Origin of the sequence: Amycolatopsis sp. NPDC004169 (assembly GCF_040610315.1) — a bacterium.
Lineage (GTDB): Bacteria > Actinomycetota > Actinomycetes > Mycobacteriales > Pseudonocardiaceae > Amycolatopsis.
In genome coordinates this window covers 102,119-129,116 of the sequence record NZ_JBEXMD010000009.1, presented here as the reverse complement: position 1 = coordinate 129,116, position 26,998 = coordinate 102,119, and the positions used below count along the sequence as shown (strand labels likewise).

The following is a 26,998-nucleotide window of genomic DNA, read 5'->3' as shown; positions in this document are numbered from 1 at the left end:
TAAACGGGCGCGTTGTACGTTGTCCACGAGTTGTCGACACCGGTGGAAACCCGCTGGCCGCGGGGCTGGAGGCACTGTGCTGGAAGCGCTGGGCATGACGCCCGACGAAGAACGGGTCTACCGGGTGATCGTCGGCGGGTACCGGACCGCGCCCGACGAGATCGCCGCCCGGAGCGGCGTGCGCCGTGGTGACGTCGAACCCATCCTGGACGTCCTGCTGGCGAAGGGGCTCGTCAACCGGGCCGACGGGCACTTCGTGTCCGCTCCGCCGGACGTCTCCCTCGGGCCTCTGCTGGTCGACGGCCAGGAGAAGCTCGAAGCCGCCAGGGCCGCCGTGTCCCAGCTCGCCGAGGAGTACCGCGGCAGCGCCCGGCGGCGGGACTCCGCGCAGCTCGTCGAGGTCATCACCGGGGTCGACGCGATCCGGCGGCAGGCCCTCGCCATCCAGCGCAGCGCGCGCGAAGAGTCACTCTGGTTCTGCCTGGAGGGCAACGTCGCGATGGCGGCATCGGAGAACGTCGAGGAGGCGCTGGCCCAGGCCCGCGGTGTGCAGTACCGCGTCATCTACGAGACCGGCCTGCTCGAAGAACCCGGCCGGATCGTCAACGTCCTGGAAGGGATCGAAGGCGGCGAGATCGCCCGCTCGATCTCCAAGCTTCCCGTGCGCCTGGCCATCTCCGACCGCTCGGTGGCGCTGTGCCCGCTGGTCAGCCACGACAGCACCGGCGAGCCCACGGCCGCGCTCGTCCGGGAAAGCAGCCTGCTCTCCGCGCTGGTCGCGTTGTTCGAGGTCTACTGGGAACGCGCGTCACCGCTGCGGATCGGGGACACCGCGCCCACGCCGCACCTCGACCCCGACGAACGGCGGCTGCTGTCCCTGCTCATCGGCGGGGTCAGCGACAAGTCGATCGCCACCCAGCTCAACGTCAGCTACCGGACCGTCCAGCGGCGCCTGCAGGACCTCATGCGCCGGGTGAACGCCCGCACCCGGATGCAGCTGGCCTGGCAGGCCAGCAAGCTCGGCTGGCTGGACGAGCCGAGCCCCGGGTACCTCCTGCCGCGAAGCGGGAGGCACCCGGAGCCCTTGAGCGACGCCGCCGCTAGCTGAGCCCGTACGCCCGCAGCACCGTCTGGTCGACGGCGTTGCCCGCGCTGTCGGTGGCCTGCACCCGCAACGCGACGTAGGAGTTCGTGGCACGGAGCGACGGGTGGTCGATCGTGGCCTCGTAGGACTTCCCGGTGCGCTTGACGTCGACCGCGCGCCAGGTCTTGCCGTCGTCGTAGGACGCCCAGGCCTTCACCGAGCGCACGTCCGGCGCGGCCATCCCGTCCTGGAACCGGGCGCTCAGGCCGATCCTGGCCTTGCGGCCCGCCGGGAGCCGGTTGCCGGCGTCCGCGTCGACCGCGTAGTCCAGCTGCAGCAGCGGGAGCAGCGCCGGGGACGCCGACCGGGCCGAGCGGAACGTCCACGACGTCTGCGTGCTGGTGCCGAACAGCCACTCCGGCGAGTCACGGCGCACCGACAGGTCGAGCCGGTAGGTCGCCGGGTCCGCGCCGGCCGGGAACGTGCCGAACGCGTACGGCTGCTCCGACACGAGCTTGCCGTCGCGGAACAGCTTCGCCGACGTGACGGCCGGCCCGGCCTGGTCGTCGCCTTCGTTGAAGCCGTAGTGCCCGGCCTCGCTGTCGACGAACTCCGGGATCCGGATCTGCAGCTTGTCCCCTTCGCGGGTCGACTCCGCGCCCGGCACGCCCCGCGGGATGGCCGGCCGGACGACCGGCGCGAACCAGTCCTCGGTGATGTTCTCCTTGCCCGTGTACGTGCGCGGCGCCGCGGTCATGCCGCCCTGGAGCGGGGACATCTCGTCCCAGATCAGGCCGTGCTTGACCCGGTGCTGCCACAGGACGTCCCCGGAGCTGACGTACTCCACCCGCGTCGACGGCGTCGTCACGTACCGCTGGTACTCGTTGACGGCGAAGTCCTGCCACGGCTTCCAGGCGAACCGCTGTTCCTTGGCCTCCCCGCCGCTGCCGGTCTGGCGGTAGTGGGTGGTGACGGTCGCGGTGTTCGCCGCGGTGACCCGGTGGACGGGCTTGTCCGGGATCCGGTCGCGCTCGGTCTGCACCACGTCGTAGAGGTACGGGCTGACCGCGACCCCTTGCAGGCTCAGGAAAACCGGGAACCGCTTGATCTTCTCGAGCAGCGCGAGCCCCTCGTCCCGGTCGAGCTGGACGGTCGGGATCCTGAGGAACGGCGCCGCGCTGATCGACGGCACCGAGGCGGTGCCCCAGCCGTCCGGCACGACGATGAAGACGATCGCCGCCCCGGCGTCCGCGGCCGCGCGGGCGACCTCGTCGCGGTTGTAGTCCGCCGGGTCCGGGTCGACGATCGCGGCCTTCCCGCGCACGTTCTTGAAGTCCGCCGGCTTGCCGCGCCCCGCGGAGACGGCCTGCAGCAGCCGCCAGCCGTCCAGTTTGGGCGAGCCGGCGAGGTAGCGGTTCGTCAACGCGTCCCGGCCGCCCAGGACGTTCACCGTCAACGGCGGCGCGATCCGCGACCAGCGGGACCCGAACTCGAAGGCGCCGGTGGTCACCTTCGGGGTCGGGGTGACGCGGAGTTCGCGGGTGTAGTCGAACTGCATGGCGTAGTTCGCGATCCGGCGCGGACCGAGTTCCCGGTAGGTGTAGTAGCTCCAGATCCCGGCCTGTTCGGACGGTTGCGGGGTCTGGATGTCCACCTTCACCGCCTTGCGGGCGTCCAGCACCACGGTCGTGTCGCTGCTGATCCGTAGCTCCGGCAGGACGACCTGGGAGACGGTGAGGCCGTCCCGGGTCCCGTCGACCTCGGCGGTCAGGTAGTACACGCCGTCGCCGAGCTCGACCGTCAGGCTTTCGCCGCCCAGCCAGGTGTTGACGTCGAAGCGGTAGTCCTCGCCGTACATCAGCAGCCACGGCGCCACGGTCGGCTTGCCCTGCAGGTCGAGCGCGGTGAGGGTGACCTTGTGCTTCGGCGCGGTCTTGTCCGCGCCGAGCGCGGTGTGCACGACCACGCCGCCGGCGGTCGCGGTGAGCCGTCCGCTGTAGGTGCCCGCCGCCAGTTTCGCCGGGTCGCCGGTGACCGTGACGGTCGCCCGCCCGCCGGCCGGAACGTCCACAGTGGATTTGTCGACCCGGATGCCGTCGGCGGCGGGGACACCGGCGAGGGACTTGGCGTCGAGCGCGAGCTTCAGCGAAACCGGGGTGGTTCCGGCGTTGGTGTAGGTGACCTGCTTGGCCACCGGCGCCTTGCCGTTCTCGACCGCGCCGAGGTCGAGCGTGCCGGTCCCGAAGACCTTCTGCTTGACCGCGCGGGCCACGTCGACCCGGCCGCCGCCCTGCTCGAACACCGAGAGCCCGGTCGCGGTGAGCGACGTGCTGGCCAACGCGTCCTTCAGCTGCCTGCCCGTCCAGTCGGGGTGCTGCTGGGCGAGGATCGCCGCGGCGCCGGCGACGTGCGGCGTGGCCATCGACGTGCCGGAGGCGGCGGTGTAGTGGTCGTCGACGACGTCGCCCATGGCGGTTCCCGCGGCGCGGGCGGCGACGATGCCGACGCCGGGCGCGGTGATGTCCGGCTTGACGGCGTTGTCGCCCAGGCGCGGGCCACGGCTGGAGAACGACGCCAGTTTCTCGTCACGGCCGACCGCGCCGACGGTCAGCGCCGCTTCGGCGGTGCCCGGCGAGCCGACCGTGTAGGCGCCCTGGTCGCCGTCGTTGCCCGCGGCCACCACGAAGAGCGTTCCGGTCTGCTCGCTGAGCGCGTTGAGGCCGACGCTGAGCGCGTCGGTGCCGTCGGTCGGGCCGCCGCCGAGGCTCATGTTGACCGCCTTGGCGCCCGAGTGCGCGGCCCACTCCATCCCGGCGAGGACCCAGGACTCGTAGCCGAAGCCGTCGTCGTCGAGCACCTTGCCGACGAGCAGTTTCGCGCCCGGCGCGGCACCCTTGAGCCTGCCGCCCGAAGCGGCGCCGGAACCCGCGATCGTCGAGGCGACGTGCGTGCCGTGGCCGAAGTGGTCGGTCGTGTCGGGGCTGGTCGTGAAGTTGACCGCCTCGCTCACCCGCCCGGCCAGGTCGGGGTGGGTGGGGTCGTAGCCGGTGTCGAGCACGGCGACCGTGGTGCCGGTGCCGTCGTAGCCCGCGGCCCACGCCTCGGGGGCGCCGATCTGCGGGACACTGCGGTCGAGGGAGACGCGGACCTTGCGGTCCAGGGAGATCCGCTCGATGTTCCCGGACGAGGCCCAGAACGCGGCGGCGGTGGCCTTGCGGGCGCGCGCGGACCGGCCGTTGACGCTGCTCAGCGTCGCGCCGAGGTCGGCGTTCGCGGTGGTTTTCCGGAGGTCGGTGCCCTTGCCGTAGGTGAGGATCAGCGGCAGGCTCGCCGACTGCTCGTCGGCGTAGCCCTCGGCGATCAGCTCGGTGACGTCGAAGAGGGTCCGGTCGACCTGCTTCGAGGCCAGCCGCGGGGTGACGTCCTCGGGGAAGACGCTGAGGTGGCCGTCGACCTCCTGCTGGTGGAACCGGATCTTCTCCCGGCCCGGCGCGGGCTGGACGGTGGCGGCCTGCTTGCCGCCGGGCTGCCGTTCGACCTGGACGACGTCCCCGGTGAGCAGGGTGACCGAATGGCGTTCGGCACCCGCGGCGGACGCTGCCGCGTGCGGGCCGGGCGCCGCGTTCGCGACTCCGGCGGTGCCCGCGGCGAGGGTGCCGACGCAGGCCACGACCACTACAGATGATCTCCAGTGCATCGCACCAGGCTCGCCCCGGCGCCGTGATCCGTCACTAGGGCGGGCGCGTCCGAATCACGACACGTCGCATCTTCGTCAGCGGGGGAACGCCGCCACGAGGAGCCGCCGGAGCTCGCGCCGATCGTGGTCGCCGAGCCCGGAAAGGACCCGGTCTTCGGCCTCGGCCACCGCCGGGTCGAGGCGCGCGAGCACGGCCACGCCCTCGCGCGTCAGCGAGGCGGGCAGCGACCTGCCGGACGACACCGTGGCCGGTCGCGTCACCAGGCCGCGCTCCTGCAGCTCGCGCACGACCTTGTTCATCGCCTGCGGCGACACCTGGGCCTCGCGGGCCAGCTCGGCGTTGGACTTCGGCGACTGCGCCAGCATCCGCAGGCAGACGTACGCGGGCGCGGCCAGGTCCGCGGGTCCGAGCACGGTGGCGGCCACCTCGGCGCGCAGGGCGGCGGTGACCCGGTGCAGCAGGTAGCCGAGCGGCTCGTCGCGGAAGCTGTCCATGTCAACCATGTTGACATGTATCAACCTGGTTGACACTCTGGGGTGCATGACGAACCCCTCCTTGTTCGACTCCGCCTACCGCGGCCAGGCTCCCGAGATGGGGCCGGGCCTGCGGCCGCCGTGGAGCCTCGGTGAACCACAACCCGAGATCGCCGCGCTCATCGACGCCGGCCTCTTCCACGGCGAAGTCCTCGACGCCGGCTGCGGCGAGGGCGCGACGTCGCTCCACCTCGCCGAGCGGGGCTTCACGACGGTCGGTCTGGACCTGTCCCTGACCGCGATCGAGCTCGCGCGGGCGGAGGCGGCCCGGCGCCGCGTGCCGAACGCCCGCTTCGAGGTCGCCGACATCAGCACGTTCACCGGCTACGACGGCCGGTTCGGCACGATCGTCGACAGCACCCTGTTCCACTCGATGCCGGTCGAGCTGCGCCACGGCTACCAGGAATCGATCGTGCGCGCAGCGGCGCCCGGCGCGTCCTACTTCGTGCTGGTCTTCGACAGCGCGACCGTGCCATCGGACAAGGTCAACCCGGTCTCCGCGGCGGAACTGCGGGAGGTGGTGGGCGCGTACTGGACGATCGACGAGATCCGGCCGGCCCGCATCCACGCCGAAGTCCCCGAGAACTTCCCGGACTTCGCGGGCTTCGCCGGTAGCGACGTGCGGGACGAGGGCAACGGCCGCAAGTCGGTCCCCGCCTGGCTGCTGTCGGCGCACCTGTCCTGACTTCACCACGCCGTGCTCGAACCGGTCCTCAGATCCAGCCGCGCCGGGTGGCTTCCCTCGCGATCTGGAACCGCGTCTGCGCCCCGACCCGGGTCATCAGCTTGGTGACGTGCCGCTGGACGGTCCGCTCGCTCCAGCCCAGCGCCCGCCCGGCGGCCTTGTCGGTCGCGCCGGAAGCCAGCAGCATCAGCAGTTTCGCCTCCTCCGCGGACAGCTCGCCCGGCTCGGCCGGGCCGAGCCGCACCGGCACGCTGCGCGTCCACACCGCCTCGAACAACGCGATCAGCGCGTCCAGCAGCGGTGACGGGTGGATGAGGTAGGACGCGGTGAGCGCGGGGTCGCCGGGGCGCATCAGCGGGATGATCGCGAGCCGGTCGTCGGCGATCGCCAGCTTCATCGGGACGTCGGCGTCGATCCTGGCCTGCTCGCCGTGGCGCATCCCGAGCTCGATGTCGTGGATGCGCCCGGGCAGCTCGACCGCGCTCTTGTCGTAGACCACCCGGCACTTCACCCCGCGTCCCAGCAGGCCCAGCTCGACCTCGTTCGAGTCCGAGGCCCCGCGGGGCGCGGCGTACGGCGGCCGGTCGAACCCGCGCATCTGCACCCGGATGTCCTGCTGCATCCGGCCCCAGCGCTCGTTGACCTCGTCCCGCCCGGTGATCACCTCGACCAGCTCGCCGGGGTGCGCGAACCGCGTGCTCGCGCGGTACATCTCCATCAGCGTGCCGATGTGGCGGCGCGTGTCGCGCAGCGCGGCCTCGCGTTCGCGCAGCACCGCCTCGATCGCCCGGTCCGGCGGGACGACGACGTAACGCGTCGGCCGCCCGGCCGCCTGCGTCGCCAGGCCCAGCCCGACGAGTGTCCGCACCACGCGCCGGGTCACCGGCAGCGAACGGTGGGCGTCCTCGGCGAGTTCGGCCGCCGTCGCCCGGGTGCGCCGGACCAGCGCGTCGTAGATCGCCTCCTCCGCGTCACCGAGCCCGATCGGCTCCAGCACCGCCCCACCTCCCCTGTCGGGTTTCCGCCACCTGGCGGGAATTCGCCGCCTCGGTGAGCTTGTCACGCGTTGATCACTCATGCACCGTTTGGACGTCGACGGCGCGCAACCTCACTCGGGGCGCGCCGTCTCGCATGTCCGCCGGAACCTGACGGAGCGAAGGAGTTCCCCCATGTCCCTGTCCGCCTCGCGGACCCGCGGCCGCCGGTTGGCCCTGGCGGTGCTCGTCGCCGCCGGGTCACTCGGCGCCCTGCCGGCGACGGCCGCCGCCGCACCGGACGCGCCTGCCGCCGCGCACCACAAGATCGCCAAGGAACTGCTCGACCGGATCGCCGGTGCCCGGTCCGGTCCGGGCACGCGGTTCGAGGCGGTCGTCGTGCTGAAGGACCGGGGCCTCGCGCCGTCCTCGCCGGACGCGGCGCGCCGGACGCTCACCGACTCGGCGAAGGCCATGCAAGCCCCGGTCACCGACCTGGTCGGCGCCCGCCGCGACCAGGTGGTGAACACGTTCTGGCTCAAGAACATGGTGCTCGTCCGGGCCACCCCGGCCACCCTGGACGCGGTGGCCGCGCTGCCGCTGGTCGACCGCGTCATCCCCAACTTCACGCTGAAGACGCCCACCGAGCCGCAGCGCAAGCAGGCCAAAGCCCAGGCGGACGCGGCCGTCGCGTGGGGCGTGTCGAAGATCGGCGCCGACCGGGTCCAGGCCGGCGGCACCACCGGCGCCGGGGTGCGGGTGGCCATCCTCGACACCGGCATCGACACCGCCCACCCCGACCTCGCGGGCAAGCTGGTGAGCGCCGACCCGGCGAACCCGGAGCACCCCGGTGGCTGGCTGGAGTTCGCCGCCGACGGCTCACCGGTGCACTCCACGCCCCACGACAGCTCCTACCACGGCACGCACGTGGCGGGCACCATCGCGGGCGGCCACAGCTCGGGCACGCAGATCGGCGTCGCCCCGGGCGCGGACCTGATGGCCGGCCTCGTCATCCCGGGCGGCTCCGGCACGCTGGCGCAGGTGATCGCCGGCATGCAGTGGGCGATCGCGCCGTACGACGCCGACGGCAAGCCGGCGGGCAAGCCCGCGAACGTCGTGAGCATGTCGCTCGGTGAAGAGGGCTACAGCAGCGAAATGGTCGAGCCCGCCCGCAACATCCACCTCGCGGGCGCGTTCCCCGCCTTCGCCATCGGCAACGACTGCGTCCCCGGCGGTTCGGCGGCGCCCGGCAACGTCTTCGAGTCGACCGGCGTCGGCGCGACGGACGACGGCGACAACGTGCCGGACTTCTCGTGCGGTGGCGTCGTGCGGAAGAAGGACTGGGTGGACGCCCCGGCGAGCTGGCCGGACAGCTACGTCGTGCCCGACCTGTCCGCGCCGGGCGTGGACGTGCTGTCCTCGCTGCCCGGCGGCGAGTACGGGCTGCTGAGCGGCACGTCGATGGCGACCCCGCACGTCTCGGGCACGGTCGCGCTGATGCTGCAGGCGAACCCGAAGCTGACCCCGGACGAAACCCTCGAAATCCTCACCGGCACGTCGTTCTTCGACAACCGCTACGGCGCGCGGCCGAACACCCGCTTCGGCGCTGGCCGGATCGACGCGGCCGCCGCCGTCGCCGAAGCGCGGCTCGCGAGCGGCATCACCGGCACGGTCACCGCGTCCGGGAAGCCCTTGGCGAAGACCACGATCACGGTCGCGTCCACCGGCCGGTCCTACACCGCTGACGCCGAGGGGCACTTCAAGATCCGGGTGCCCGCCGGCACCTACGACCTCACGCTGTCCCGGTTCGGCTACCGCGACGAGCGGGTGCGGGCCGTGGTGACCACCGGGAAGCAGACGGCACTGCGCGTCACGCTGAAACCGACCCCGCGGGGCACCATCAGCGGCCGCGTCACCTACGGGCCGACCGGTTCGACGGTGCCCGGTGCGACGGTCCGGGTGCTCGACGTGCTCGACGAGCTCACCGCCGTCTCGGACGGCAACGGCCGCTACACCGTCCAGGACGTGCCCGAGGGCACCTACGGGGTGACCGCCTCGGCGGCGGGCATCTCGGCCACGGCCCCGCGGCAGGTCGTCGTGAGCGGGCACCGGCCCGCCGCGGCCGACTTCGCGCTCCCGCGGCCGCCCGCGACGCAGCGGGTCTCGATCACCCGGGACGGCGGGCAGATCCAGGCCCACACCTTCTGGCCGGCCATGAGCGGTGACGGCGGCGTGATCGCGTTCGCCAGCGCGTCCGGCGAGCTCGCGCCCGGCGACACCAACGACGACATGGACGTCTTCGCGCGGGACGGGCGCACCGGGGCGATCGAGCGGATCTCGTCGGCCCCGGACGGCACCGGCGCCGACGCCTGGTCGATCAGCCCGACCATCAGCCCGGACGGGCGGTACGTCGGCTTCCTCAGCGGCGCGGCGAACCTGGTGCCGGGCGACACCAACGGGATCCCCGACTCGTTCGCCCGCGACCGCCGGACCGGCAGGACCGAGCTCATTTCGGTGTCCTCCAGCGGAAAGCAGGCCGACGGGCTGTCCGGGCAGCCGGTGTTCGGCACCGACGGGCGGTACGCGGTCTTCCTCAGCCAGGCCACGAACCTGGTGCCGGGCGACACGAACGGCAAGCAGGACATCTTCCTGCGCGACCGGGTGGCCGGGACCACCGAGCTCGTCTCGGCAGGCGCCGGCGGCGCCCCGGCCGACGGCGACTCGCTCGAGCCGAGCGTCAGCGGCGACGGCCGGTTCGTCGCCTTCGAAAGCGGCGCGGAGAACCTCGTGCCCGGTGCCGGCAACGGCCACCGCGACGTGTTCGTCCGCGACCGGCGGACCGGGACCACGGAGGCGATCCCGGCCCCGGGCGGGGCGGAGGCGACGCAGCCGTCGCTCAGCGCGGACGGCCGGAAGGTGGCCTACGTCATCAGCCCGGCCGACGGGCCGTCGCAGGTCTACGTCTACGACCGGCAGACGCACGCGAACACGCTGGTGTCGCAGGCGGCGACCGGGACCGGCGGGGCCGATTCCTACACGGCGAGCCCGAGGATCAGCGGCGACGGGACCGCGGTCGCGTTCTTCAGCTTCGCCGGCAACCTCGTGCCCGGCGACGGCGACGCCGCGTCCGACGTGTTCGTGCGCGACCTGCGCACGGCGAAGACGGACAAGGTGTCCGGCGCGCTCGGCGGTCAGGAAGGCGATGCCTACAGCGACTTCCCGTCCATCAGCACCGACGGCAAGTACGTGGCGTTCGAAAGCGAGGCGACGAACCTCGTCGAGGACGACACGAACGGGCGCTCGGACATCTTCGTCCGAGACCGGGCTCCCGGACCCTCGCCGCGCTTCGCCGTGGCCGACCTCCGCACCGGCGAAGGCCACGGGTGGTCGCCCGCCCGGGTCACCGCTTCGGTGAAGGACGTCGGCGAAAAGGCCGGCGAGTACCAGGCGGTGCTGTGGGTCGACGGCGTGGTCGCCGCCGAACGGCCGGTCCCGGTGTGGCCGGGCCAGACCGCCTGCGTCACGTTCGAGCTGCCGAACCTGGCCCGCGGCACGCACACCGTGCGGCTCGGCCCGCTGACCGGTTCGGTGACCGTGCGCCGCTGAGCGACCCGGCCGGGAGGGTGGTGCGCCCTCCCGGCCGGGATCGCACGAACGTGTGGGTCCCGTTCGACCCGGTGGGTGGGTTAGATTGAGCGCCCGACGAAAGGGGGATGTGTGGCCGTCTTCAGCCGGGCGTTCCACGGGCGTCGCGAGCAGGACGCCGCCCTGCCGCCGGGGCAGTACCTCACCGAGGACTTGCCCGTCCTCTCGGCCGGGCCGACGCAGCCGGTGTCCACGAGCGACTGGTCGTTCACGGTCACCGCCGAGAGCGGCGAACGGCATGCCTGGACCTGGGCCGAGCTGATGGCGCTGCCCGCCGAGGAGCCGACCGTCGACATCCACTGCGTCACCCGCTGGTCGAAGCTCGGCACGACGTGGCGCGGCGTGTCGCTCGACGTCCTTTTGGAGGACGTCGAAACCGCCGCGGACTACGTGCTGGCGCACAGCCACGGCGGATACACCACGAACCTGCCGCTGGAGGACGTGCTCGACGGCAAGGCGTGGCTCGCCTTCGAGTTCGAGGGCGAGCCCTTGGAGCCGGTGCACGGCGGGCCGGTCCGGCTGCTCGTGCCGCACCTGTACTTCTGGAAGTCCGCCAAGTGGATCAGCGGGCTGCAGCTGCTGCTCGACGACCAGCCCGGGTTCTGGGAAGAGCTCGGCTACCACAACTACGGAGACCCGTGGCGGGAACAGCGCTACGACGGCGACTAGGCCACCGCCGGCTGACCGCCCGGCTCGTCGGAATCCGCGACGAGACGGCCACCGCGCGCACCCTGCGGTTCGCCGTGCCGGGGTGGCCGGGCCACCTCGCCGGGCAGCACGCCGACCTCCGGCTCACGGCCGAGGACGGCTACACCGCGCAGCGCAGCTACTCGCTGTCCGCCCCCGCCGACGGCGAATTCGTCGAACTGACCGTGCAGCTGGTCCCGGGCGGCGAAGTCTCGCCGTACCTCGTGCGCGACATCGAGGTCGGGGACGTCGTCGAGCTGCTCGGCCCGCTCGGCGGCTGGTTCGTCTGGCGGCCGGAGCAGCCCGGCCCGGTGCTGCTGATCGGCGGCGGCTCGGGCGTCGCCCCGCTGATGGCGATGCTGCGCGCCCGCTCGGCGACGAGCCCGCCGTTCCGGCTGCTCTACTCGGTCCGGACCCCTTCGGACGTCTACTTCGCCGGCGAGCTGGACCGCCCGGAGGCGACCGTGCTGTACACGCGGGAGGCGCCGGACGGCGTCGAGCGTGCGCCGCACCGGATCGACGCGGCGGACCTGGCGGCGTACGGGCTGCCCGCCGGGGACGAACCGACCTGTTACGTGTGCGGGCCGACGTCGTTCGTCGAGACGGTCACGGGCCTGCTGATCGACGCCGGCCACGACCCGGCCCGCGTGCGCGCCGAACGCTTCGGAGGGTGAGATGACCGACGACCACCTCGACGGCAACGTCCTGGCCGGGCCGCTGAGCAGCGTGTTCACCGCCGAGGTGACGGCGGCGGTCGCGGTGTGCGCGGGCTGCGGCCGATCCGGTCCGCTCGCCGCGGCCCGCGTGTACGGCGCGCCGATGGGGTACGTCGCCCGGTGCCCCGGCTGCGACCAGGTCCTGCTCCGGTACGCCGAGGCCCCGGCGGGCACCACGCTCGACATGCGCGGGATCGCCACGTTGCGGCTGACCACAGTGGACTGACGGGGCCCGGTGCCCCGGGCTCTTCAGGCCCGTTCGCCGGCCGGCAGCTCGGCGGCCCAGCGGTGCGCGGTCGCGCAGAGCTCGGCTTCGGTGCCGCGGACGTGCTCGACGACCTCGCCGTCGGCCCACAGCATGAGGGCCACCGTGCCGGGCCGGATCGGGGTCAGCCCGATGAGCCGGCGGTAGCCGTCGCGCTCGACGACCCGTTCGGCGGTCAGCCACTGCCCGGTCGTGCCGGTGCGGGTGACCGTCCACGCCGGATCGGCGGCGAGCTCGGCCACGGACCGGGGCACGAAGTCCTGTTCGGGGTGCACGCTGCCCAGCCTGGCACACCAACCCGCTTCCGGTGATCCCTGAATGAATATCGGATGAACAAAGGCCTGACTCGCGTCCGACGCGCCGCCGCTGACCAGGCTCTTCGGCGGGCACCGGCCGGGCACCCGGCACCCGCGTGCGGCCAGTGGTACCACCGTGCCGAAATGATCCACTACGGTGTGCTGGAGCCTGGGGGCCTCGACCACAGGGAGCCGCCATGCCGACCCTCACCACCGTGGCCGACTGGACGATCACCGCGTCCGGCGACACCGCGGCGTTCACCCACGCCACGGACGGCGACTGGGCGCCCCGGGTGTGGAGCGGCCGCGGGCTCGCCGTCGCCGAGGCCGACCTCGCCGCGCTGGACAAGGCGCTGGGCGAGGTGCTGAAGCTGCCGGTGTACTGGCTGGCCCGCACCCGCCGCGGCGACCGCGCGGCCGGTGAGGCCGCGGTCTGGTCGGAGCCGCGGTACGACCCGGACGACGAGTTCGTCTACTTCGCCGGTCCCTGCCGGACGGAACAGCCCGCCGCCGGGTACCGGACGGCGTCGACGTTCGCCATCGACCTGGTCCACCTGCGCGGCCTGCGGATCAGGGTCGCCGCCTACCGCGCGGGCCCCGGCCGCCGCTGAGGCTTCTCTTGTTCACCTCGGGTTCACCTCCCGGTCGTCTCATGGGGCATGTAGTTCCCACGACACCGACCGGAAGGTGAGCGATGAGCACGTTGGACACCATGGCCTCGGAGCAGCTCGACACCCACCTCGCCCAGCTCGAGGAGCGCTTGGGCCGGGACTACACGAACGTCACCCGCAGCCGCCTGCACGCACTGGTCGACCGGGAACGGGCCCGGTTCGCCGGCGCCCGGATCCACGCCTTCGTGCCGATCCTGGTCGAACGGGCGGTCCGGAGCGCGCTGGCGACTGTTTGACGCGGGCCACCTCGGTCAGCGATCGAGCTGGACGAAGCCGAGCAGCGCCGCCGCGGTCCGTCGATCGCCGGGCGAATGCCGACTTCGGCGGTGTAGGCGCCGATCGTGCGGGAGCGGATCGACGGCGGCGCCGGTCCGGGCCGGCCTCGGCTCGCCGCCCCCGGAGCTGATCAAGCCCTTCGCCGCACTGGTCGACCGGGAACGGGCCCGGTTCGCCGGCGCCCGGATCCACGCCTTCGTGCCGATCCTGGTCGAACGGGCGGTCCGGAGCGCGCTGACGACCTGAGAATCGGGAAAGGCGCCGGTGACTCGCTAGGCTCGGGGGAATGGACGCCCGGTCGATCATGTCCCTGGCCGATCTGGCCACCCCGATGGCCGTGCGGGTGGCCGCGACCCTCCGCCTGGCCGACCACGCCGGCCCGGACGGCGCCACGGCGGCGGAGCTCGCCGCCCTGACCGGGACGTCCGCCGCGGCGCTGGCCCGGCTGCTGGACCACCTCGTCACCGCCGGGGTCTTCGCACGGGACGCGGATCACTACCGCCCGACCGCACTCGGCGCCCAGCTGCGGGAGGACGCCCCCGAAGGGGTCCGGCCGCTGCTCGACATCACCTGTGCCGGGGGCCGCGCCGAGCTGGCCTTCGTCGAGCTGCTCTCCGTGGTCACCGACGGCGCTCCCGGCTACCCGCGCCGGTACGGTCGCGAGTTCTGGGCCGACCTCGACGCCGACCCGGAGCTGCGGACCTCGTTCGACGCCCAGATGAACTGGCGGTTCCGGGAGCAGGCCCCGCTGATCGCCCGCAACTTCGACTGGGGCCGCTTCCGCGACATCGTCGACGTGGGCGGCGGTGACGGGCCGCTGCTGCGCGAAATCCTGCGAGCGCACCCCGGCGTCCGCGGCCGGATCCTCGACCTGCCGCCGACGGCCGCGGCCGCCGCCGCGCGGTTGGCGGCCGACGGGTTCGGCGACCGGGCGAGCGCGGTGCCCGGCAGCTTCTTCGACCCGCTGCCCACCGGCGCCGACGCCTACCTGCTCTCCGACATCCTGCACGACTGGGACGACGAGCACGCCCGCGAAATCCTGGCCGGCTGCCGCCGGGCCGCGGCGCCGGACGCGTCCGTCGTCCTGATCGAGCCGGTGCGGGGACACGGGGCCGACACCGCGATAGACCTGTTCATGCTGATGTGCTTCGGCAGCCGGGAACGCACCGTCGAGGAATTGACCGAGCTGGCCGCCGCGTGCGGGCTCGCCCTGCGCGGCGCGGTCCCGGTGACGAACGGCCGCTACGCACTGGAGTTCACGGTCGCGTCCTGACGGGCCCGCGTGACGCCGAGCGACAGCCACACCAGTGACCCCCCGGCCACGACGTGCACGACGCTGGTGAGCGGGGTGTCCGGCAGCCGGGCCGCGACCGCCAGCACGGGCAGCGCGACGAGGTAGGCCACCGCCGGGACGCGGGGGTGGCTCCCGGCACGCAGTATGGCCACCCCGAACAGCACCGCGCCCGCGGCGAAGACCAGCGCGCTGCCCTGCAGCGCCACCGCGGCCGGGCCGCGCAGCAGCTCCTTCGTCACCGCGTCGTCGAGGAAGAACAACGCCAGGTTCAGGGTGAAGGCCGCGCCGCCGAACAGGCCGAGGCCGACGGCGTTCACCGTGTAGGCCACCGCACCGAACGCGCCGGCCGCGGTGGCCTGCCGGAGGTGGAGCACGGTCAGCAGCGGGACGGCGAACGCCGGTGACAGCCCGAGCACGAAGCTCGTCGGCGCGGTCTCACCGGTGAACGCCTCGATCAGGCCGGGAACGGCGATGGCGAGGCCGGCGAGCACCCCGCACCCGGCACCCAGTCGGGTCAGCATGGGAATCTCCTTGGCAGGCAACAGTTTCCGCGAACGCTACGAACCGCGGCGGCCCGCCGGAAGTGCCGGCCGGGCCGGGTCCGCGTGGCCGGACGGCACGTGCCGTCCGGCCACACTTGCCTCCGGACGGCGGCGAACGGCCGTAGGCTCGGGTGATGGTGACGCGGATCGTGCCGTGGGTTTCCGGTGCCGTGTACGGGATCGTGCTGCTGGCCGGGGTGTACTCCGCGGTCGCCGGCCTCGGCCCGGCGAACGGGGTCCGGCTCGCCGGCTTCGTCGCCGGGATCGGGGCGTTGTTCGCGCTGGACGCCGTCGAGCGGCGGGTGGCCCGGTGGCCCGCCGCGTTCCTCGCCGCGCGGGTGGTGTTGTTCTTCGCCGTGGCCGCGCTCGACGGGTCCGGGTTGGCGCGGGCGCTGTTCGTGCTGGTGCCGTTCGCCGCGTACCTGACGTTCGGGCGTCCGGCCGGGCTGGTGCTCGGCGGGCTCTGCCTGGCGGTGCTCGTCGGCGGGTTCGCCGTGTGGGTGCCCGGCTGGTACCGGGACACCGAGTCCGTGTCCGACGTGCTCATGTTCGCCACCGGCCTGGTGCTGGCCCTGGCGATGGCCGACGTCGCCGTCCGGGAGCGGCGGGCGGCGTCGCGGGTCGCGGAGCTGTCCGCCGCGGCCGAACGCAACCGGCTGGCCCGCGACATCCACGACAGCCTCGGCCACCACCTGACTGCCGTCTCCATCCAGCTGGAGAAGGCGGCCGCGTTCGCCGGCCGGGACTCCGGCGTCGCCGGCCAGGCGCTGGCCGACGCCCGCCGGTCGGTGGGGTACGCGCTGGAGGACGTCCGGACGTCGGTGGGCACGCTGCGCGGCGGCGGCCGTTCCCTGGCCGCCGTGCTGGGTGAGCTGGGCGTGCCGCTCGACGTGCACGGCGAGGAACCCGACCTCGGCCCGGCGACGGTCACCACGCTCCACCGGGCCGCGCAGGAGGCGGTCACGAACGCCCGCCGGCACGGCCGGGCCGACCACGTGCGGGTGTCGGTCACGTTCGGCGCCGCCACCCGCCTGGTCGTCACCGACAACGGCCGCGGCTTCGACCCCGGCGCGGCCCGGTCCGGGTACGGCCTGCTGGGCCTGCGGGAACGCGCCGCGCTCGTCGGTGGCACGGTGTCGGTCGACAGCGAGCCGGGCGCGGGCACCCGGGTCACGGTGACCGTGCCGTGAGCGTGCGGGTGCTGGTGGTCGACGACCAGCGGCTGGTCCGCGAGGGCATCGCGTCCCTGCTGGGCATCCAGCCGGGGATCGCGGTGGTCGGCACGGCGGCCACCGGCCGCGAGGCGATCGAGCGGACCCTGGCGCTCGGCCCGGACGTGGTGCTGATGGACGTGCGGATGCCGGAGATGGACGGCGTCGACGCGGTGGCGGTGCTGCGCCGCCGCGCACCGGCCTGCCGCGTGGTGATGCTGACGACGTTCGACGACGAGGAGTACGTGGTGCAGGCCCTCCGGGCCGGGGCGGCCGGCTACCTGCTGAAGGACCTGCCGGCCGCGGAGCTGGCGGAATCGGTCCGCCTGGCCCACGCGGGCGTCACCCAGCTCGACGACACGGCGGCCCGCCACGTGGCCGCGGCGCTGTCGGCGCACCCGGCGTCCGCGGAGGTGTTGACGAGCCGGGAGACGGAGGTGCTGCGGATGGTCGCGACCGGGGCGACGAACCGGGAGATCGCGACGAGGTTGTACCTGAGCGAGGGAACGGTGAAGAACCACATTTCCCGGATCCTGGCGAGACTCGGTCTCCGCGACCGCACCCAGGCGGCGATCTACGCCCGGGACCGCGGCCTGATCTGAACACCGCCTCAGTCTCTGGTCTGAGAAACGCGGCCGGAAATCACCGTTTTTTGCCTGAGGACAATGCGCAGCAGCACCCGTAACGTCATTCCCGGCCACGGCGAAACGGGAGGCACCATGAACGACGATCGGAAATCCGCGGTATCGGTGACGCGCCGGCGCAGGTTCGGCGGGCGCCCGAAGATCGACGTCGTCGGGCTCACCATCGATCTCGCGGTGGCCACGGCCTTCCTGCTCGTGCTCGCCAAGGCGACCGGCGACCCGCGGGACGAACCGGCCTGACCCCCCGCCCGGCCGGCGCCAGCGCCGGCCGGGCGCGCGAACGTCAGGTCAGGGCCAGCGCGACCTCGTCCGAGGCGAGGATGCCGCGGCGCAGGTTCTGCACCCGCTCGGACGGCTGCAACCCCAGCTCGCTGGTCAGCGCGTGCCGCAGGCGCTCGAAGACTTCCAGGGCCTCCACCCGGCGGTCCACGCGGTGCAGCGAGAACATCAGGTACTCGTGGAAGCGTTCGTGGTACGGGTGCTGGTGCACGAGCATCGACAGCTCGCTGACCAGTTCCCGGTGCCGGCCGAGGCGCAGCTCGCTCTCGATGCGGAGCTCCCTGGCCGCCACCCGGCGCTGCTCCAGCCGGGTGATCTCCGATTTCAGCGGCAGCCCCAGATCGATGTCCGGCAGCACCGGGCCGGTCCACAGCTTTTCCGCGCGCCGCAACAGGTCCACCGCTGGGACGTCGTCCCCGGCGGCGGCCGCGCGCTCGCCCGCGGCCGACAGGTTCAGGTACTCGTGGAGGTCGAAAACGCTGTCCTCGAGCTGGAACCGGTAGCCCTCGCTGCGCGTCACCAGCACTTCGTTCCGCACGTGCGCGGGCGGCAGGCGCAGGCCGTCGGCGAGCCGGCGGCGCAGGTTGAGGATGTAGGTCTGCAGCGCGGTCCGCGCCCGCCGGGGCGGTTCGGACGGCCACAGCTCGTCGATCAGCTGGTGCACCGGCACGACGCGGGCGTAGTTGAACAGCAGGAGCGCGAGCACTTCGCGCTCCTTGGGCGCGCTGGGCGCGGCCTCGGTGCGATGTCGCCCGCGGATGGACAAGTTGCCCAGGATCGTGATGGTGGTGCGGTCCCCCATGCTTTCTCCTTCGCAGGAAAATGTTTTTTCAGAACGAATGCGGAAGCGACTTTCGGGCGCACTGCGGAAACGCCGGAACCCTTGCTCCGGTCCGCCCGCCCGTCACCGACCCCCGAGTTCGTATTGTACACCGTCCGGTACCCACCATTCGCGATTAATCGAAAATGACCAACCAGTCGAAATCCGCGAAAAATGCGCCACCGGCCGGGCCGTCCGGCGGATCTCGTGGCGGCGACCCGGTTTCGACGCGGATTCGACCGATCGGTGCCGAGGGTGACGGAGGTGGGCTTACCGGCGGGCGGGTGTTCCGCCCGCCGGCGTCACTCGGCCGCGGCCGGCGTCACGCCCACCGGCTCCGGGGCCAGGCGCACGAACGCCGCGGCCCCGGCGGCGAGCAGGTCCGCGGCGGTCACCACGAGCCGGCTCATCGCGACGACGGCCACGACTGCCGGCACCGGCGGCCCGGCGAGCGCGGCGGTCAACGCCAGTCCCAGCACGGCTTCCCGGGCGCCGAGCCCGGCCGGCAGCACGACCACCAGCACGCCGGCGACCGACGCCAGCGCGAACCCGCCGGCGAGCACCGCCGCGCCCGGCAGGCCGCCCGTCGGCAGCCCGTGCGTGAGCACCACCAGGTGCAGCCCGGCGAGCAGCCACCCGGCCGCCATCAGGCCCAGCGCGCCGAAGACCGCGCGCGGCCCGGGCAGCGGCACGTCCTTGCCCGTGCGCCGCCGCACGATCGCGGCCACCAGCCGGGTCAGCGGCGGGGTGCCGATCACCAGCAGGCCGGCCACCAGCAGCGGCACCACCACCCACCACGCGGGCTGGACCGCGGCCAGCGCGGGCACCGCCACCGCACCGACCGCCAGGCCGGCGACCGTGGAGACGAGCACGCTGGCCAGGAACGCACTCGCCAGCAGGCCGGGTGGCTCGCGCAGCCGGCGCGCGAGATCGGCGTGCGCGACGGCCGGCCACAGGCCGCCGGGCAGGTAGCGGCCCAGCCCGGCGACGAAGTACACCTTCGCCGCGACCGGTGTCGCCAGCCGGCAGCCGGACGCCGTGAGCAGCGCCCGCCAGCCCAGCATGCCGAGCCACCCGCCCGCCGCCGCGATCGCGACCGCGGCGGCGAACCGGCCCCAGCCCAGCGACGTCACCACGGGGACGACGTCGCCGCGGTGGGTGACCAGCTGGTACCCCAGTAACCCCAGCACCGCGGCGTAGCAGCCGGCCCGCACCACGGCGAACAGCCCGCGCCGGGTCACCGCCCACCGGCCAGCGAGATCCGGGTCCGCTGCAGGTCGTGGTCGGACAGCCCGGCCGGGTCGTCGAACCCGTAGTCGTGCACCCGCACACCCGGCGTGGTCAGCGTCCAGTCCAGCCGCCACAGCGGGGCGGACGCCGGCCAGGACCCCGGGTAGAGCGACGAGCTCGCCCGGTCCGCGTCCACGAGCGTGCCGCGCAGGCCGTCGAGGTCGCCCATGGCCGGGCTGGTGTTGAAGTCACCCGCGACGAGCAGCGGGTTCGGGTTCGCGGCGACGTCCTCGGCGAGCCCGGCCAGCTGGGCCTTGCGCAGGCCGTCCCGCGCGTGGACGTAGCTGTAGAAGCCGTGGCTCAGCGGGTTCCGGGTGACGTCGACCTGCACCGGCAGGTGGACGTTGTAGACGCTCAGGACCGCTCGGCCCACCTGCAGGTCGGTCCGCAGCACCTTCGCGCTCTCGAACACCTCGTCGTACGGGACCCCGTCGGGCAGGCCGCGGTCCGGGCCCACCCGTGGCTGCGCGAGCACCGGGTAGCGCGACAACGTCAGCAGCTCGCCGCGGGCCACGATGTGGTAGCCCGGGAACTCCGCGCGCAGCCGGGTCAGGTCGCCGGCGTCCCGGGCGCCGTCGGAGCCGACCTGGTCGACGTACTCCTGCAGCAGGTAGATGTCGGCCGGGTGGGCGTGCAGGTAGGCGTAGAACCGGTCCGGGTCGTCGGTCTGGTCCCAGTACTCGGTGTTCCAGGCGACGACGGCGGGTGCACCCGCCGGGGCCGCGTCCCCGCCACCGCCCAGCGCCGCCACGTTGATCCCGCTGCGCCCGGCGCCCGTCACCAGCGCGGCCGCGGCCAGCACCAGCACCAGCCGGAACGCCGTCTTCGGCACCCGCCGCCGCAGCAGGCGCGGCACCGCGAGGGCGAGCGCGACCAGCACCGGGCCGGCCAGGAAGGCCAGCGGCGGGAGGAGACCGGGCAGCAGCCACACCCACAGGTCGCCGGTGAACAGGACGTAGGCCACGGTGAACAGCAGCCAGGCCGCGGCGAGCCCGACGAGCACCCGGGTGCCGGCGCACCACCGGACCTGCCGCGGCAGCAACCGCTCCGGTTCCTCGAGCGTCTCCGCCGTCATGCGGGGACCTCGTCGTAGAGCCGCCGGAACCGCGGGGACAGCACCCACTGCGCCGCGCCGGTCAGCACCCCGGCCGCGATGGCGACGTTGGAGACCAGGTTGGTGCCGACGAAGAAGAGCCCGAACCCGAGGCCGCGGCGGCGCGCGGCGAACCGGTACATCGCGCCGTCGGCGGCGACCGAGCCGAGCAGCAGGCCGGCCGGCACCACCGTCCACAGTGGTCCGGCGAGCACGGGCAGCGGCAGGGTCAGCACCGCGCCCAGCGCGGCCAGGCTGCCGGCCGCGCGGGCCGGCGATTCCGGCCCCTTGCCGAGCTTCTGACCGCCGGCGAACAGCGGCACCCGCAGCAGCGACCGGGTGAACACCTTGCTCAGCAACACCTTCAGCTTGTCGTCGTGGTCGTGCCGGCCGCGCACCGCGGAGGTGAGCCGGAGTTCGTAGTCCCGGCCCAGCCGGGCGCCGTAGTCGGCGTCCTCGGTGTGCCGCAGCTTCGCGTTGAACGGCCCGACCGCGGCGAACACCTCGGCGCGCATGGCCATCATCGCCGGGTAGATCCCGGAGATCGGGCCCTCGCACGCGACCTGGACGTAGTGCAGCTGCAGGCTGCGGTAGCGCTCGACGGGCCCGTCGTCGATCAGCGGGTCGGCGTCGTAGATGCCGCACACCGCGCCCACGCGCTCGTCGGCGCGCAGCAGGGTGACCGCGTTGGCGACCGCGTCCGGCGCGAGGCCGACGTCGGAGTCGAGGAAGAAGAACACCTCGCCGGTCGCGGCTTCCGCGCCGACGTTCCGGGCGCCGGCGCAGCCCACGTTGACGGGCGTTCGGACGACCTCGGCGCCGAGGGACCGCGCCACCGCGACCGAGTCGTCGGTGCTGCCGTCGTCGACGACGATCACCTCCAGGCGCGGGTAGGTCTGGCCGGCCAGCGCTTCCAGGCACAGGCGCAGGGAACGGGCGTAGTTGTAGTTGGGGATGATCACCGATACCAGCGGGGTCCGCTCGATCATGGGTTCTCCGTCGATCCGTCCGTGGGGGTCAGAACAGGGCCTTCACCAGGCCCAGCGCGCCCTGGTTCCACGGGTCGCGCGAGGTGCGGCCGGCACCGGCGGCCGGCTTGCGGGACGGCCCGCGCTGCGTGCACCACCAGCGGTAGGTGTCCAGGATGGCCTGCCGGTTGGACAGCCGCGGGACGAAGCCGAGCCGCTCGCGGGCCTTGTCGATGCTGACGTAGGAATCGGCCATCAGCTTGTGCAGCAGGCGCCCGTAGACCGGTGACAGCTTGTACCGCTGCAGCGTCCGGAGCACCGTGAGCGCCGGCCTGGCCGGCAGCGACACGACCCGCTTGCCGTGGCCGGCCGCGTCGAGCACGCACTGGAAGTCCTCGCGGATGGTGCCGAAGTCGGCGGCGCCGAGGTTGTAGGTGTCGTCGGCGATCGCCCGCTCGGCGCCGAGGGTGGTGACGACGGCGTCCACGAGGTCGCCGACGCCGAACATCTGGATCCGCACGTCGCCGCGGCCGAGCACCGGGAAGTTGTGGCCTTCGGCCGCCCACTCGAACAGCATCGCGAACAGGCCCATCCGGCCCGGACCCAGGAACGTCTTGGGCCGCAGCACCGCCACGCACAGCCCGTCGCTGCGGAAGGCTTCGCAGACCTCTTCGGCCGCCGTCTTGGCGCGGCTGTAGGGATCGACCGGGCGGCGCGGGTAGGACTCGGGGGTCGGGACGACGTCCGGCAGGCCGTAGACGGCGGTCGAGGAGATGTGCACGACCCGGGGCACCGCCCGGTCACGGCTCGCTCGCAGCACGTTGCGGGTGCCGTCGACGATGACCGAGCGGATCTCGTCGTCGGCGTAGCTGGGCAGCGCGGCTGCGCAGTGCACCACGGCGTCGACGCCGTCGGCGGCCCGGTCGAGCAGCGCGGGATCGCGGATGTCGCCGCGGACCTCGGTGACCCCGGCCACGGGTTCCCGCGGCGGGTTCAGGTCGACGCCGACGACCTCGGCGCCGTCGGCCCGCAGCCGCCGGACGAGGTTGCCGCCCAGCATCCCGCTGCTGCCGGTCACCAGCACCCGGCTCACCACTGCGCCCTCACGCGGTCCTTGACGAACTTCGCCAGCAGCCGCGGCAGGCCCTTGGCGAGGGTCTTGCCGAGCGCGTCGAGGAACTGTTCGATCTCCTCGCGGCCGACCACCAGCGACGGCGCGACCACGAGTGGCGTGTCGCCGTTGGGGCTGAAGTAGGTCAGGATCCCGTGCTCGCGGTAGAGCTCGCTGATCACCGCACTGGTCACGAGCTTGGTCCGGAACTTCGGGTCCTTGGCGAACCCCGACGGCGCGAGCCGGGCGGCCATGTTCAGGATGGCCGGTCCGCTGTCGAGGAAGACGCCGAACAGGGAGCCGGTACCGGACACCCGCGTGATCGTCTCGGGGAACTCCTTCTGCAGCCGTTCCAGGCCGGCGCCGAGCACGGCTTCGATCTCCCTGGCCCGGCGCGGGAAGTCCTCCTCCACCGCGACGTTGACGGCCTCGATCGCGGTCGCGGTCTCCTCGCCGAAGCCGTAGTAGGTGGTGGTGTGCAGGATGACGTCGCCGAGCCGGTCGTAGGCCTGGCGGAACAGCGGCTCGCGCACGGTGTAGCCGGAGATCGACGCCTTGCCGCCGCCGAAGGACTTCGAGTAGGTGAGCACGTCGGGCACCAAGCCCTCGTGGCGCATGAAGTAGAACAGGCTGCCGGTCTTGCCCCAGCCCGTGTAGATCTCGTCGAAGATCAGCACGATGTCTTCGGCGGTGCAGAGTTCCCGCAGTTCGCGCAGGGCGTCCTCGCTCCAGTGACGCATGGTGGAAGCGCTGAACGGCTCGACGAGGATCGCGTAGACGTCGGACGTCCCGTCGGCCTTGCGGTGCGCGGCCACCAGCTCGCGCACGGCTCCGACGTCGCCGTACGGGTAGGGAACGTTGGGGATGCCGGGGAACTCGAAGCTGTTCTCCCGCGATCCGGTCAGGCTGCCGGTGGCCAAGAGCTTGCCGTGGAAGCTGATGTCCGAGCGCAGGATCGTGTTCCGGTTGCCCTCGTGGTACTTGTAGGCGAGTTTGACCGCGCCCTCGTTGGCCTCGGCACCGGAATTGGGGAAGTAGGAGATGTTCAGGTCACCGGGCAGCACTTGGGCGACATTGTGGCTGAGCGCGGCGACGTACGGCGAAAAGAACGCCTTGTGCACCTCCATCCGGTGCAGATCGTGGAACCGCTTTCTCGCGGCGAGGATGCGCGGGTGGTTGTGGCCGTGGTTGAGGACACCGACCGCGCCGGTGAAGTCGAGGATGCGCTCGCCGTCGCGGGTGGTGATCCACACCCCGTCCGCGCTTTCCACCAGCCGTTTGCCGAAACCGAACGTCGACATGAGCGAGACCTGGGCCCTGCTCACGTGGTCCCGGTAAAGCGACTGCAATTGCTTGACGGTGAGGGATTCGCATTCTTCGACGGAGATCAGGCTGGCCATCTTGCTCCTCGGGACGATTTACGGCCGACTCCGATGAAAACTACGGCAGAGCACTCGCGCGACGCGTCCGCCGCCGGTCTGAGATGTCCCCTGTCCTGTTCTCCGCCAAACGAATGAGATGGCCGGACACGAACGTGCCCGGCCATCGAAAACGCTTTCTCACACCGACGGCAGCGGCACGTCCCCACGGTCGGCGAACCGGGGCGCGGGCACGTGCACGATGCCCGACCGGTAGGCCAGTGCGACGGCCTGCGTGCGGTCCCGCACCCGCAGCTTCTGCAGCAGGTGGTAGATGTGCGACTTGATCGTGCTGGTCTGCACGACCATTTCGGCGGCGATCTCGGCCGTCGTCAGCCCCTGCGAGATGTACTGCAGGACATCCTGCTCCCGCTGGGTGAGCTGGTCGAACACGGCCGGCCGCGGCGGGTTCCGCACGAGGGTGTCCAGCAGCTTCCCGGCCACCGCGGGCGGCAGGCTGGCTTGGCCGGCGGCCACCGCGCGCACAGCGCCGGCCAGTTCGGACGCGCCGTCCGATCGGCACACGAACCCCCGCACGCGCGGGGAGAGCAGGCGCGCGACGCGGTCGCCGTCGTCCTGCTCGCCGATGAGCAGCACGGGCACCGCGAGTTCGGCCAGCGCGGCTTCGTCCCCGCTACCGAGCAGATCGACGGCAACGACGACCGCCGACGGCGACACGGCACGCACGACCCCTCTCAGCGACACGAGCGACTCGACCTCCGCCGACACGCGCAGCGCCGGGTCCTGCTCCAGCTTCCGTCTCGTTTCGGCCCGGTTCAGCGGCCACTGCTCGGCCAGCAGGACCTCGGTTTCCGGTCCCGCCGTGCGGTGTTCGCGCTCGAATGCCACTTCGCTCCCCAGTCGCAAAAGTATCGTGCCCACGGCACGGCCGTTCTTCGTCGGTCATGGTGGGTGGGTCCTGCTTCCGACCGCAGGCGAGCGTGTCGCGCGGTACTCAAGGAAGGTTCAAGGACCACTTCACCAACCGCCGGTCAGCGCGGAGACGCACCGACCGGGCAACCGGGTGAACCACCCCGGAAGGCGTGCTACACCCGGTGACCTCCGACGTGCCCCAGCCGCGCCGCGGCCGCTCCCCTGCGCGCGATGCCGACCAACCCCACCGTGACCACCGCCAGCTCGGCGAGCACGATGCCCGCGAACGCGTACCCGGCGCCCGGTCCCGCGGCGAAGTCCCCGCGCCGCAGGACGACGGCGATCGCGATCAGGGTCAGCATGACCGTCTGCACCTCCAGCTGGATCTGCACCCGCGCGGCCCGGCCGTCCACCGCGATCAGGACGTTGGCCAACCCGAGCGCGTACACCGCGGCCAACGTGCGGGCTGTCAACGGCGTCACCGCCCACGGCCACAGACCGCCCACCCCGCCCGGCAGCACGAACAACCCCGCCGCCACCACCAGTTCGGCCAGCCCGGTCACGCCCAGCACGATCCGGACGGGCGACGGCAGCCGTGGTTCCGCGGCGATCACCGCCTGGCGAGCCGCCCGGCTGTTCACGACCGCGATCACGACCACGAAGACCGGCGCGGCGAAGTACAGCCCGGCCCAGGCGAAGAACGCAACGTGACCGTGGCTGAACCGGTCCCAGTGCAGCACCGTCGTAACGCCGAGCAGGGACGCGAACAACGCCACCGGCGGGAAGCCGAGCGCGACCTCCGACCAGCGCTTCGCCGTCGCCACGCGGACGAAGAAGAACGCTCCGCCGAGGTAGACCGCCGCCAGCAGCATTGCCGTCAACGGCGGCTTGATCCCCCAGGCGAACAGCTGCGCCGTCCGGGTCGGCACCAGGTAGCAGATGACGAAGGCCGCCACCAGGAACGGCACGATCACCACGGCGAGCACCCGCGTCGCGGGGCGGACGCGGTCGGCGGATGAGTCTCCAAAGGACGTTCGGGAAGTGTTCATCGGGCGTGCCAATCGCGAAAGGCGCCGAGGACGCTGTCGCGGACTTCGGGTGACAGCGTCTCGGCGGGGAGCGAGCCCAGTTCCGTCATCGTCGTGCGGAACTGGTCGAGGTAGGTTTCGCAGCCTTCGCACAGCGCCAGGTGTTCGACGAAACGGGCCTCGGTCTCCGGGCCGAGCGCTCCCTCGAGGAAAGCGGTGACGAGCTCGACGAACTCTTCGCACGTCATGCCGGTTTCCCCTCGGCGCCCAGGTATTCCGCGAGCCGTTCCCGCACCACGGCCCGCGCGCGGTGCAAGAGTACCCGCTGGTTGGCCGCGGTGATTTCGAGCAGCTCGCACACCTCGTCGGCGCTGTGGTCGGCGACATCGCGGAGGCTGATGACAGCGCGCTGGCGGGCGGGCAGCTCGTCGAGCGCTCCGGCGATCACCCGCCGGACTTCGAGGGCGAGCGCGGTGCCTTCCGGTGACGGCCACGCGGCGGGGAACTCCCGCCATCCGCCCGGGTAACGGTCGCCGGGCCCGCGGAAGCGGGCCGGGTCGACGGTGGGCCCGCGGTCCTCGCCGTCGGGGGCGAGGCTGGCCCACGGGATGCTGCGGTGCTCGGCGGCACCGCGCTTTTTCGCGGTGTTGACCAGGATCCGGTACACCCAGGTCTTGAACGCCGAGCGCCCCTCGAACGCGTCGAGGCTCTTGACCACGGCCAGCCAGGTGTCCTGGACGACTTCCTCGGCCGAGGCGTGGGTGGAGACGAACGAGCGGGCCAGGCGCAGCATCGACGCCGACCACGCGTCGAGGACGGCGGCGAAGGTGCCGTCGTCCCCGCCGCGCAGCGCGGCGACGAGTTCGGTGTCCGGCGGGAGCTGGCTCACCGGACGAA

General features: G+C 72.7%; 28 protein-coding genes. 13 read left to right on the top strand and 15 right to left on the bottom strand.

The features are described 5' to 3' along the window. Positions 1 to 76 precede the first annotated feature (76 nt). On the top strand, positions 77 to 1,108 hold the full coding sequence (locus ABZX11_RS14830; RefSeq protein WP_176171474.1) for a LuxR family transcriptional regulator: 1,032 nt from the start codon (positions 77 to 79) through the stop codon (positions 1,106 to 1,108). Here ABZX11_RS14830 and ABZX11_RS14825 read toward each other — a convergent pair. Both ABZX11_RS14825 and ABZX11_RS14820 read right to left on the bottom strand, forming a co-directional pair. Further along, the gene (locus ABZX11_RS14825; RefSeq protein WP_354913271.1) at positions 1,101 to 4,781 is read right to left on the bottom strand and encodes a S8 family serine peptidase; all 3,681 of its coding nucleotides are present in this window, start codon (positions 4,779 to 4,781) and stop codon (positions 1,101 to 1,103) included. The genes ABZX11_RS14830 and ABZX11_RS14825 overlap by 8 nt on opposite strands. A gap of 75 nt (positions 4,782 to 4,856) precedes the next feature. Next, a complete protein-coding gene (locus ABZX11_RS14820) occupies positions 4,857 to 5,276 on the bottom strand; it encodes a MarR family transcriptional regulator (RefSeq protein WP_176171476.1) in 420 nt (139 codons plus the stop codon). A 46-nt stretch (positions 5,277 to 5,322) separates the two neighbouring features. Here ABZX11_RS14820 and ABZX11_RS14815 point away from each other — a divergent pair, with 46 nt between their 5' ends. Beyond that, a complete protein-coding gene (locus ABZX11_RS14815; RefSeq protein WP_354913269.1) occupies positions 5,323 to 6,000 on the top strand; it encodes a class I SAM-dependent methyltransferase in 678 nt (225 codons plus the stop codon). 28 nt (positions 6,001 to 6,028) lie between these two features. On the opposite strand, the gene ABZX11_RS14810 is transcribed toward ABZX11_RS14815, so the two are convergent. Next, complete coding sequence (locus ABZX11_RS14810) at positions 6,029 to 6,997, bottom strand: LuxR family transcriptional regulator (RefSeq protein ID WP_176171478.1); 969 nt, start codon at positions 6,995 to 6,997, stop codon at positions 6,029 to 6,031. A 172-nt stretch (positions 6,998 to 7,169) separates the two neighbouring features. On the opposite strand from ABZX11_RS14810, the gene ABZX11_RS14805 reads away from it, so the two are divergent. From ABZX11_RS14805 to ABZX11_RS14790, 4 genes are all read left to right on the top strand, one after another. Then, on the top strand, positions 7,170 to 10,580 hold the full coding sequence (locus ABZX11_RS14805) for a S8 family serine peptidase (RefSeq protein ID WP_354913267.1): 3,411 nt from the start codon (positions 7,170 to 7,172) through the stop codon (positions 10,578 to 10,580). Positions 10,581 to 10,691: 111 nt separating this feature from the next. Continuing rightward, on the top strand, positions 10,692 to 11,288 hold the full coding sequence (locus ABZX11_RS14800; protein WP_354913265.1) for a sulfite oxidase-like oxidoreductase: 597 nt from the start codon (positions 10,692 to 10,694) through the stop codon (positions 11,286 to 11,288). After that, positions 11,258 to 11,980 carry a ferredoxin reductase gene (locus ABZX11_RS14795; protein ID WP_354913263.1) on the top strand — a complete coding sequence of 241 codons (723 nt, stop codon included), beginning with the start codon at positions 11,258 to 11,260 and terminating at the stop codon, positions 11,978 to 11,980. The genes ABZX11_RS14800 and ABZX11_RS14795 overlap by 31 nt, the downstream gene beginning before the upstream one ends. A 1-nt stretch (position 11,981) precedes the next feature. Then, a complete protein-coding gene (locus ABZX11_RS14790; RefSeq protein ID WP_354913261.1) occupies positions 11,982 to 12,248 on the top strand; it encodes a DUF6510 family protein in 267 nt (88 codons plus the stop codon). Positions 12,249 to 12,271: 23 nt separating this feature from the next. On the opposite strand, the gene ABZX11_RS14785 is transcribed toward ABZX11_RS14790, so the two are convergent. Then, on the bottom strand, positions 12,272 to 12,562 hold the full coding sequence (locus tag ABZX11_RS14785; RefSeq protein ID WP_176171481.1) for a hypothetical protein: 291 nt from the start codon (positions 12,560 to 12,562) through the stop codon (positions 12,272 to 12,274). Between the two features lie 218 nt (positions 12,563 to 12,780). Between ABZX11_RS14785 and ABZX11_RS14780 the strand changes: the two genes are divergently transcribed. From ABZX11_RS14780 to ABZX11_RS14765, 4 genes are all read left to right on the top strand, one after another. Next, positions 12,781 to 13,194 carry a hypothetical protein gene (locus ABZX11_RS14780; RefSeq protein ID WP_354913258.1) on the top strand — a complete coding sequence of 138 codons (414 nt, stop codon included), beginning with the start codon at positions 12,781 to 12,783 and terminating at the stop codon, positions 13,192 to 13,194. Positions 13,195 to 13,277: 83 nt separating this feature from the next. Beyond that, positions 13,278 to 13,490 (top strand): three-helix bundle dimerization domain-containing protein, encoded by a 213-nt coding sequence (locus tag ABZX11_RS14775; RefSeq protein ID WP_354913256.1) that lies wholly within the window; start codon positions 13,278 to 13,280, stop codon positions 13,488 to 13,490. Continuing rightward, positions 13,483 to 13,776 carry a three-helix bundle dimerization domain-containing protein gene (locus tag ABZX11_RS14770; protein WP_354913503.1) on the top strand — a complete coding sequence of 98 codons (294 nt, stop codon included), beginning with the start codon at positions 13,483 to 13,485 and terminating at the stop codon, positions 13,774 to 13,776. Before ABZX11_RS14775 ends, ABZX11_RS14770 begins: the two co-directional genes overlap by 8 nt. Before the next feature lie 40 nt (positions 13,777 to 13,816). Then, a complete protein-coding gene (locus ABZX11_RS14765) occupies positions 13,817 to 14,803 on the top strand; it encodes a methyltransferase (protein ID WP_354913254.1) in 987 nt (328 codons plus the stop codon). Here ABZX11_RS14765 and ABZX11_RS14760 read toward each other — a convergent pair. Next, positions 14,773 to 15,345 (bottom strand): hypothetical protein, encoded by a 573-nt coding sequence (locus ABZX11_RS14760; RefSeq protein WP_354913252.1) that lies wholly within the window; start codon positions 15,343 to 15,345, stop codon positions 14,773 to 14,775. The two genes, ABZX11_RS14765 and ABZX11_RS14760, sit on opposite strands and share 31 nt — an antisense overlap. Positions 15,346 to 15,500: 155 nt before the next feature. Here ABZX11_RS14760 and ABZX11_RS14755 point away from each other — a divergent pair, with 155 nt between their 5' ends. The 3 genes from ABZX11_RS14755 (at position 15,501) to ABZX11_RS14745 (ending at position 17,461) form a co-directional block, all read left to right on the top strand. Next, a complete protein-coding gene (locus tag ABZX11_RS14755) occupies positions 15,501 to 16,556 on the top strand; it encodes a sensor histidine kinase (protein ID WP_354913250.1) in 1,056 nt (351 codons plus the stop codon). Continuing rightward, positions 16,553 to 17,179 (top strand): response regulator transcription factor, encoded by a 627-nt coding sequence (locus ABZX11_RS14750; protein WP_354913248.1) that lies wholly within the window; start codon positions 16,553 to 16,555, stop codon positions 17,177 to 17,179. Before ABZX11_RS14755 ends, ABZX11_RS14750 begins: the two co-directional genes overlap by 4 nt. A gap of 63 nt (positions 17,180 to 17,242) precedes the next feature. Next, positions 17,243 to 17,461 carry a hypothetical protein gene (locus ABZX11_RS14745; protein ID WP_354913246.1) on the top strand — a complete coding sequence of 73 codons (219 nt, stop codon included), beginning with the start codon at positions 17,243 to 17,245 and terminating at the stop codon, positions 17,459 to 17,461. Positions 17,462 to 17,504: 43 nt separating this feature from the next. On the opposite strand, the gene ABZX11_RS14740 is transcribed toward ABZX11_RS14745, so the two are convergent. The 10 genes from ABZX11_RS14740 to ABZX11_RS14695 all read right to left on the bottom strand — a co-directional run bounded on the left by ABZX11_RS14740 (position 17,505) and on the right by ABZX11_RS14695 (position 26,990). Continuing rightward, positions 17,505 to 18,302, bottom strand: coding sequence for an AfsR/SARP family transcriptional regulator (locus tag ABZX11_RS14740; RefSeq protein WP_176171489.1), 798 nt, complete (start codon positions 18,300 to 18,302; stop codon positions 17,505 to 17,507). Positions 18,303 to 18,622: 320 nt separating this feature from the next. Beyond that, positions 18,623 to 19,561: a hypothetical protein gene (locus ABZX11_RS14735; protein ID WP_354913243.1), complete on the bottom strand. Its 939-nt coding sequence runs from the start codon at positions 19,559 to 19,561 to the stop codon at positions 18,623 to 18,625. After that, on the bottom strand, positions 19,558 to 20,685 hold the full coding sequence (locus ABZX11_RS14730; protein ID WP_354913241.1) for an endonuclease/exonuclease/phosphatase family protein: 1,128 nt from the start codon (positions 20,683 to 20,685) through the stop codon (positions 19,558 to 19,560). Before ABZX11_RS14730 ends, ABZX11_RS14735 begins: the two co-directional genes overlap by 4 nt. Then, complete coding sequence (locus ABZX11_RS14725) at positions 20,682 to 21,692, bottom strand: glycosyltransferase family 2 protein (protein ID WP_354913239.1); 1,011 nt, start codon at positions 21,690 to 21,692, stop codon at positions 20,682 to 20,684. The genes ABZX11_RS14730 and ABZX11_RS14725 overlap by 4 nt, the downstream gene beginning before the upstream one ends. A 28-nt stretch (positions 21,693 to 21,720) precedes the next feature. Next, complete coding sequence (locus ABZX11_RS14720; RefSeq protein WP_217709601.1) at positions 21,721 to 22,764, bottom strand: NAD-dependent epimerase/dehydratase family protein; 1,044 nt, start codon at positions 22,762 to 22,764, stop codon at positions 21,721 to 21,723. Further along, complete coding sequence (locus ABZX11_RS14715; RefSeq protein ID WP_354913237.1) at positions 22,761 to 24,182, bottom strand: aminotransferase class III-fold pyridoxal phosphate-dependent enzyme; 1,422 nt, start codon at positions 24,180 to 24,182, stop codon at positions 22,761 to 22,763. The genes ABZX11_RS14720 and ABZX11_RS14715 overlap by 4 nt, the downstream gene beginning before the upstream one ends. A gap of 159 nt (positions 24,183 to 24,341) precedes the next feature. Further along, on the bottom strand, positions 24,342 to 25,049 hold the full coding sequence (locus ABZX11_RS14710; protein WP_354913235.1) for a response regulator transcription factor: 708 nt from the start codon (positions 25,047 to 25,049) through the stop codon (positions 24,342 to 24,344). A gap of 197 nt (positions 25,050 to 25,246) precedes the next feature. Next, positions 25,247 to 26,122, bottom strand: coding sequence for a hypothetical protein (locus tag ABZX11_RS14705; protein WP_354913233.1), 876 nt, complete (start codon positions 26,120 to 26,122; stop codon positions 25,247 to 25,249). Next, positions 26,119 to 26,349 (bottom strand): zf-HC2 domain-containing protein, encoded by a 231-nt coding sequence (locus ABZX11_RS14700; RefSeq protein ID WP_354913231.1) that lies wholly within the window; start codon positions 26,347 to 26,349, stop codon positions 26,119 to 26,121. The genes ABZX11_RS14705 and ABZX11_RS14700 overlap by 4 nt, the downstream gene beginning before the upstream one ends. After that, entirely contained in the window at positions 26,346 to 26,990 is a 645-nt protein-coding gene (locus tag ABZX11_RS14695; RefSeq protein ID WP_354913229.1) for a sigma-70 family RNA polymerase sigma factor, read from the bottom strand. Before ABZX11_RS14695 ends, ABZX11_RS14700 begins: the two co-directional genes overlap by 4 nt. Positions 26,991 to 26,998 lie beyond the last annotated feature (8 nt).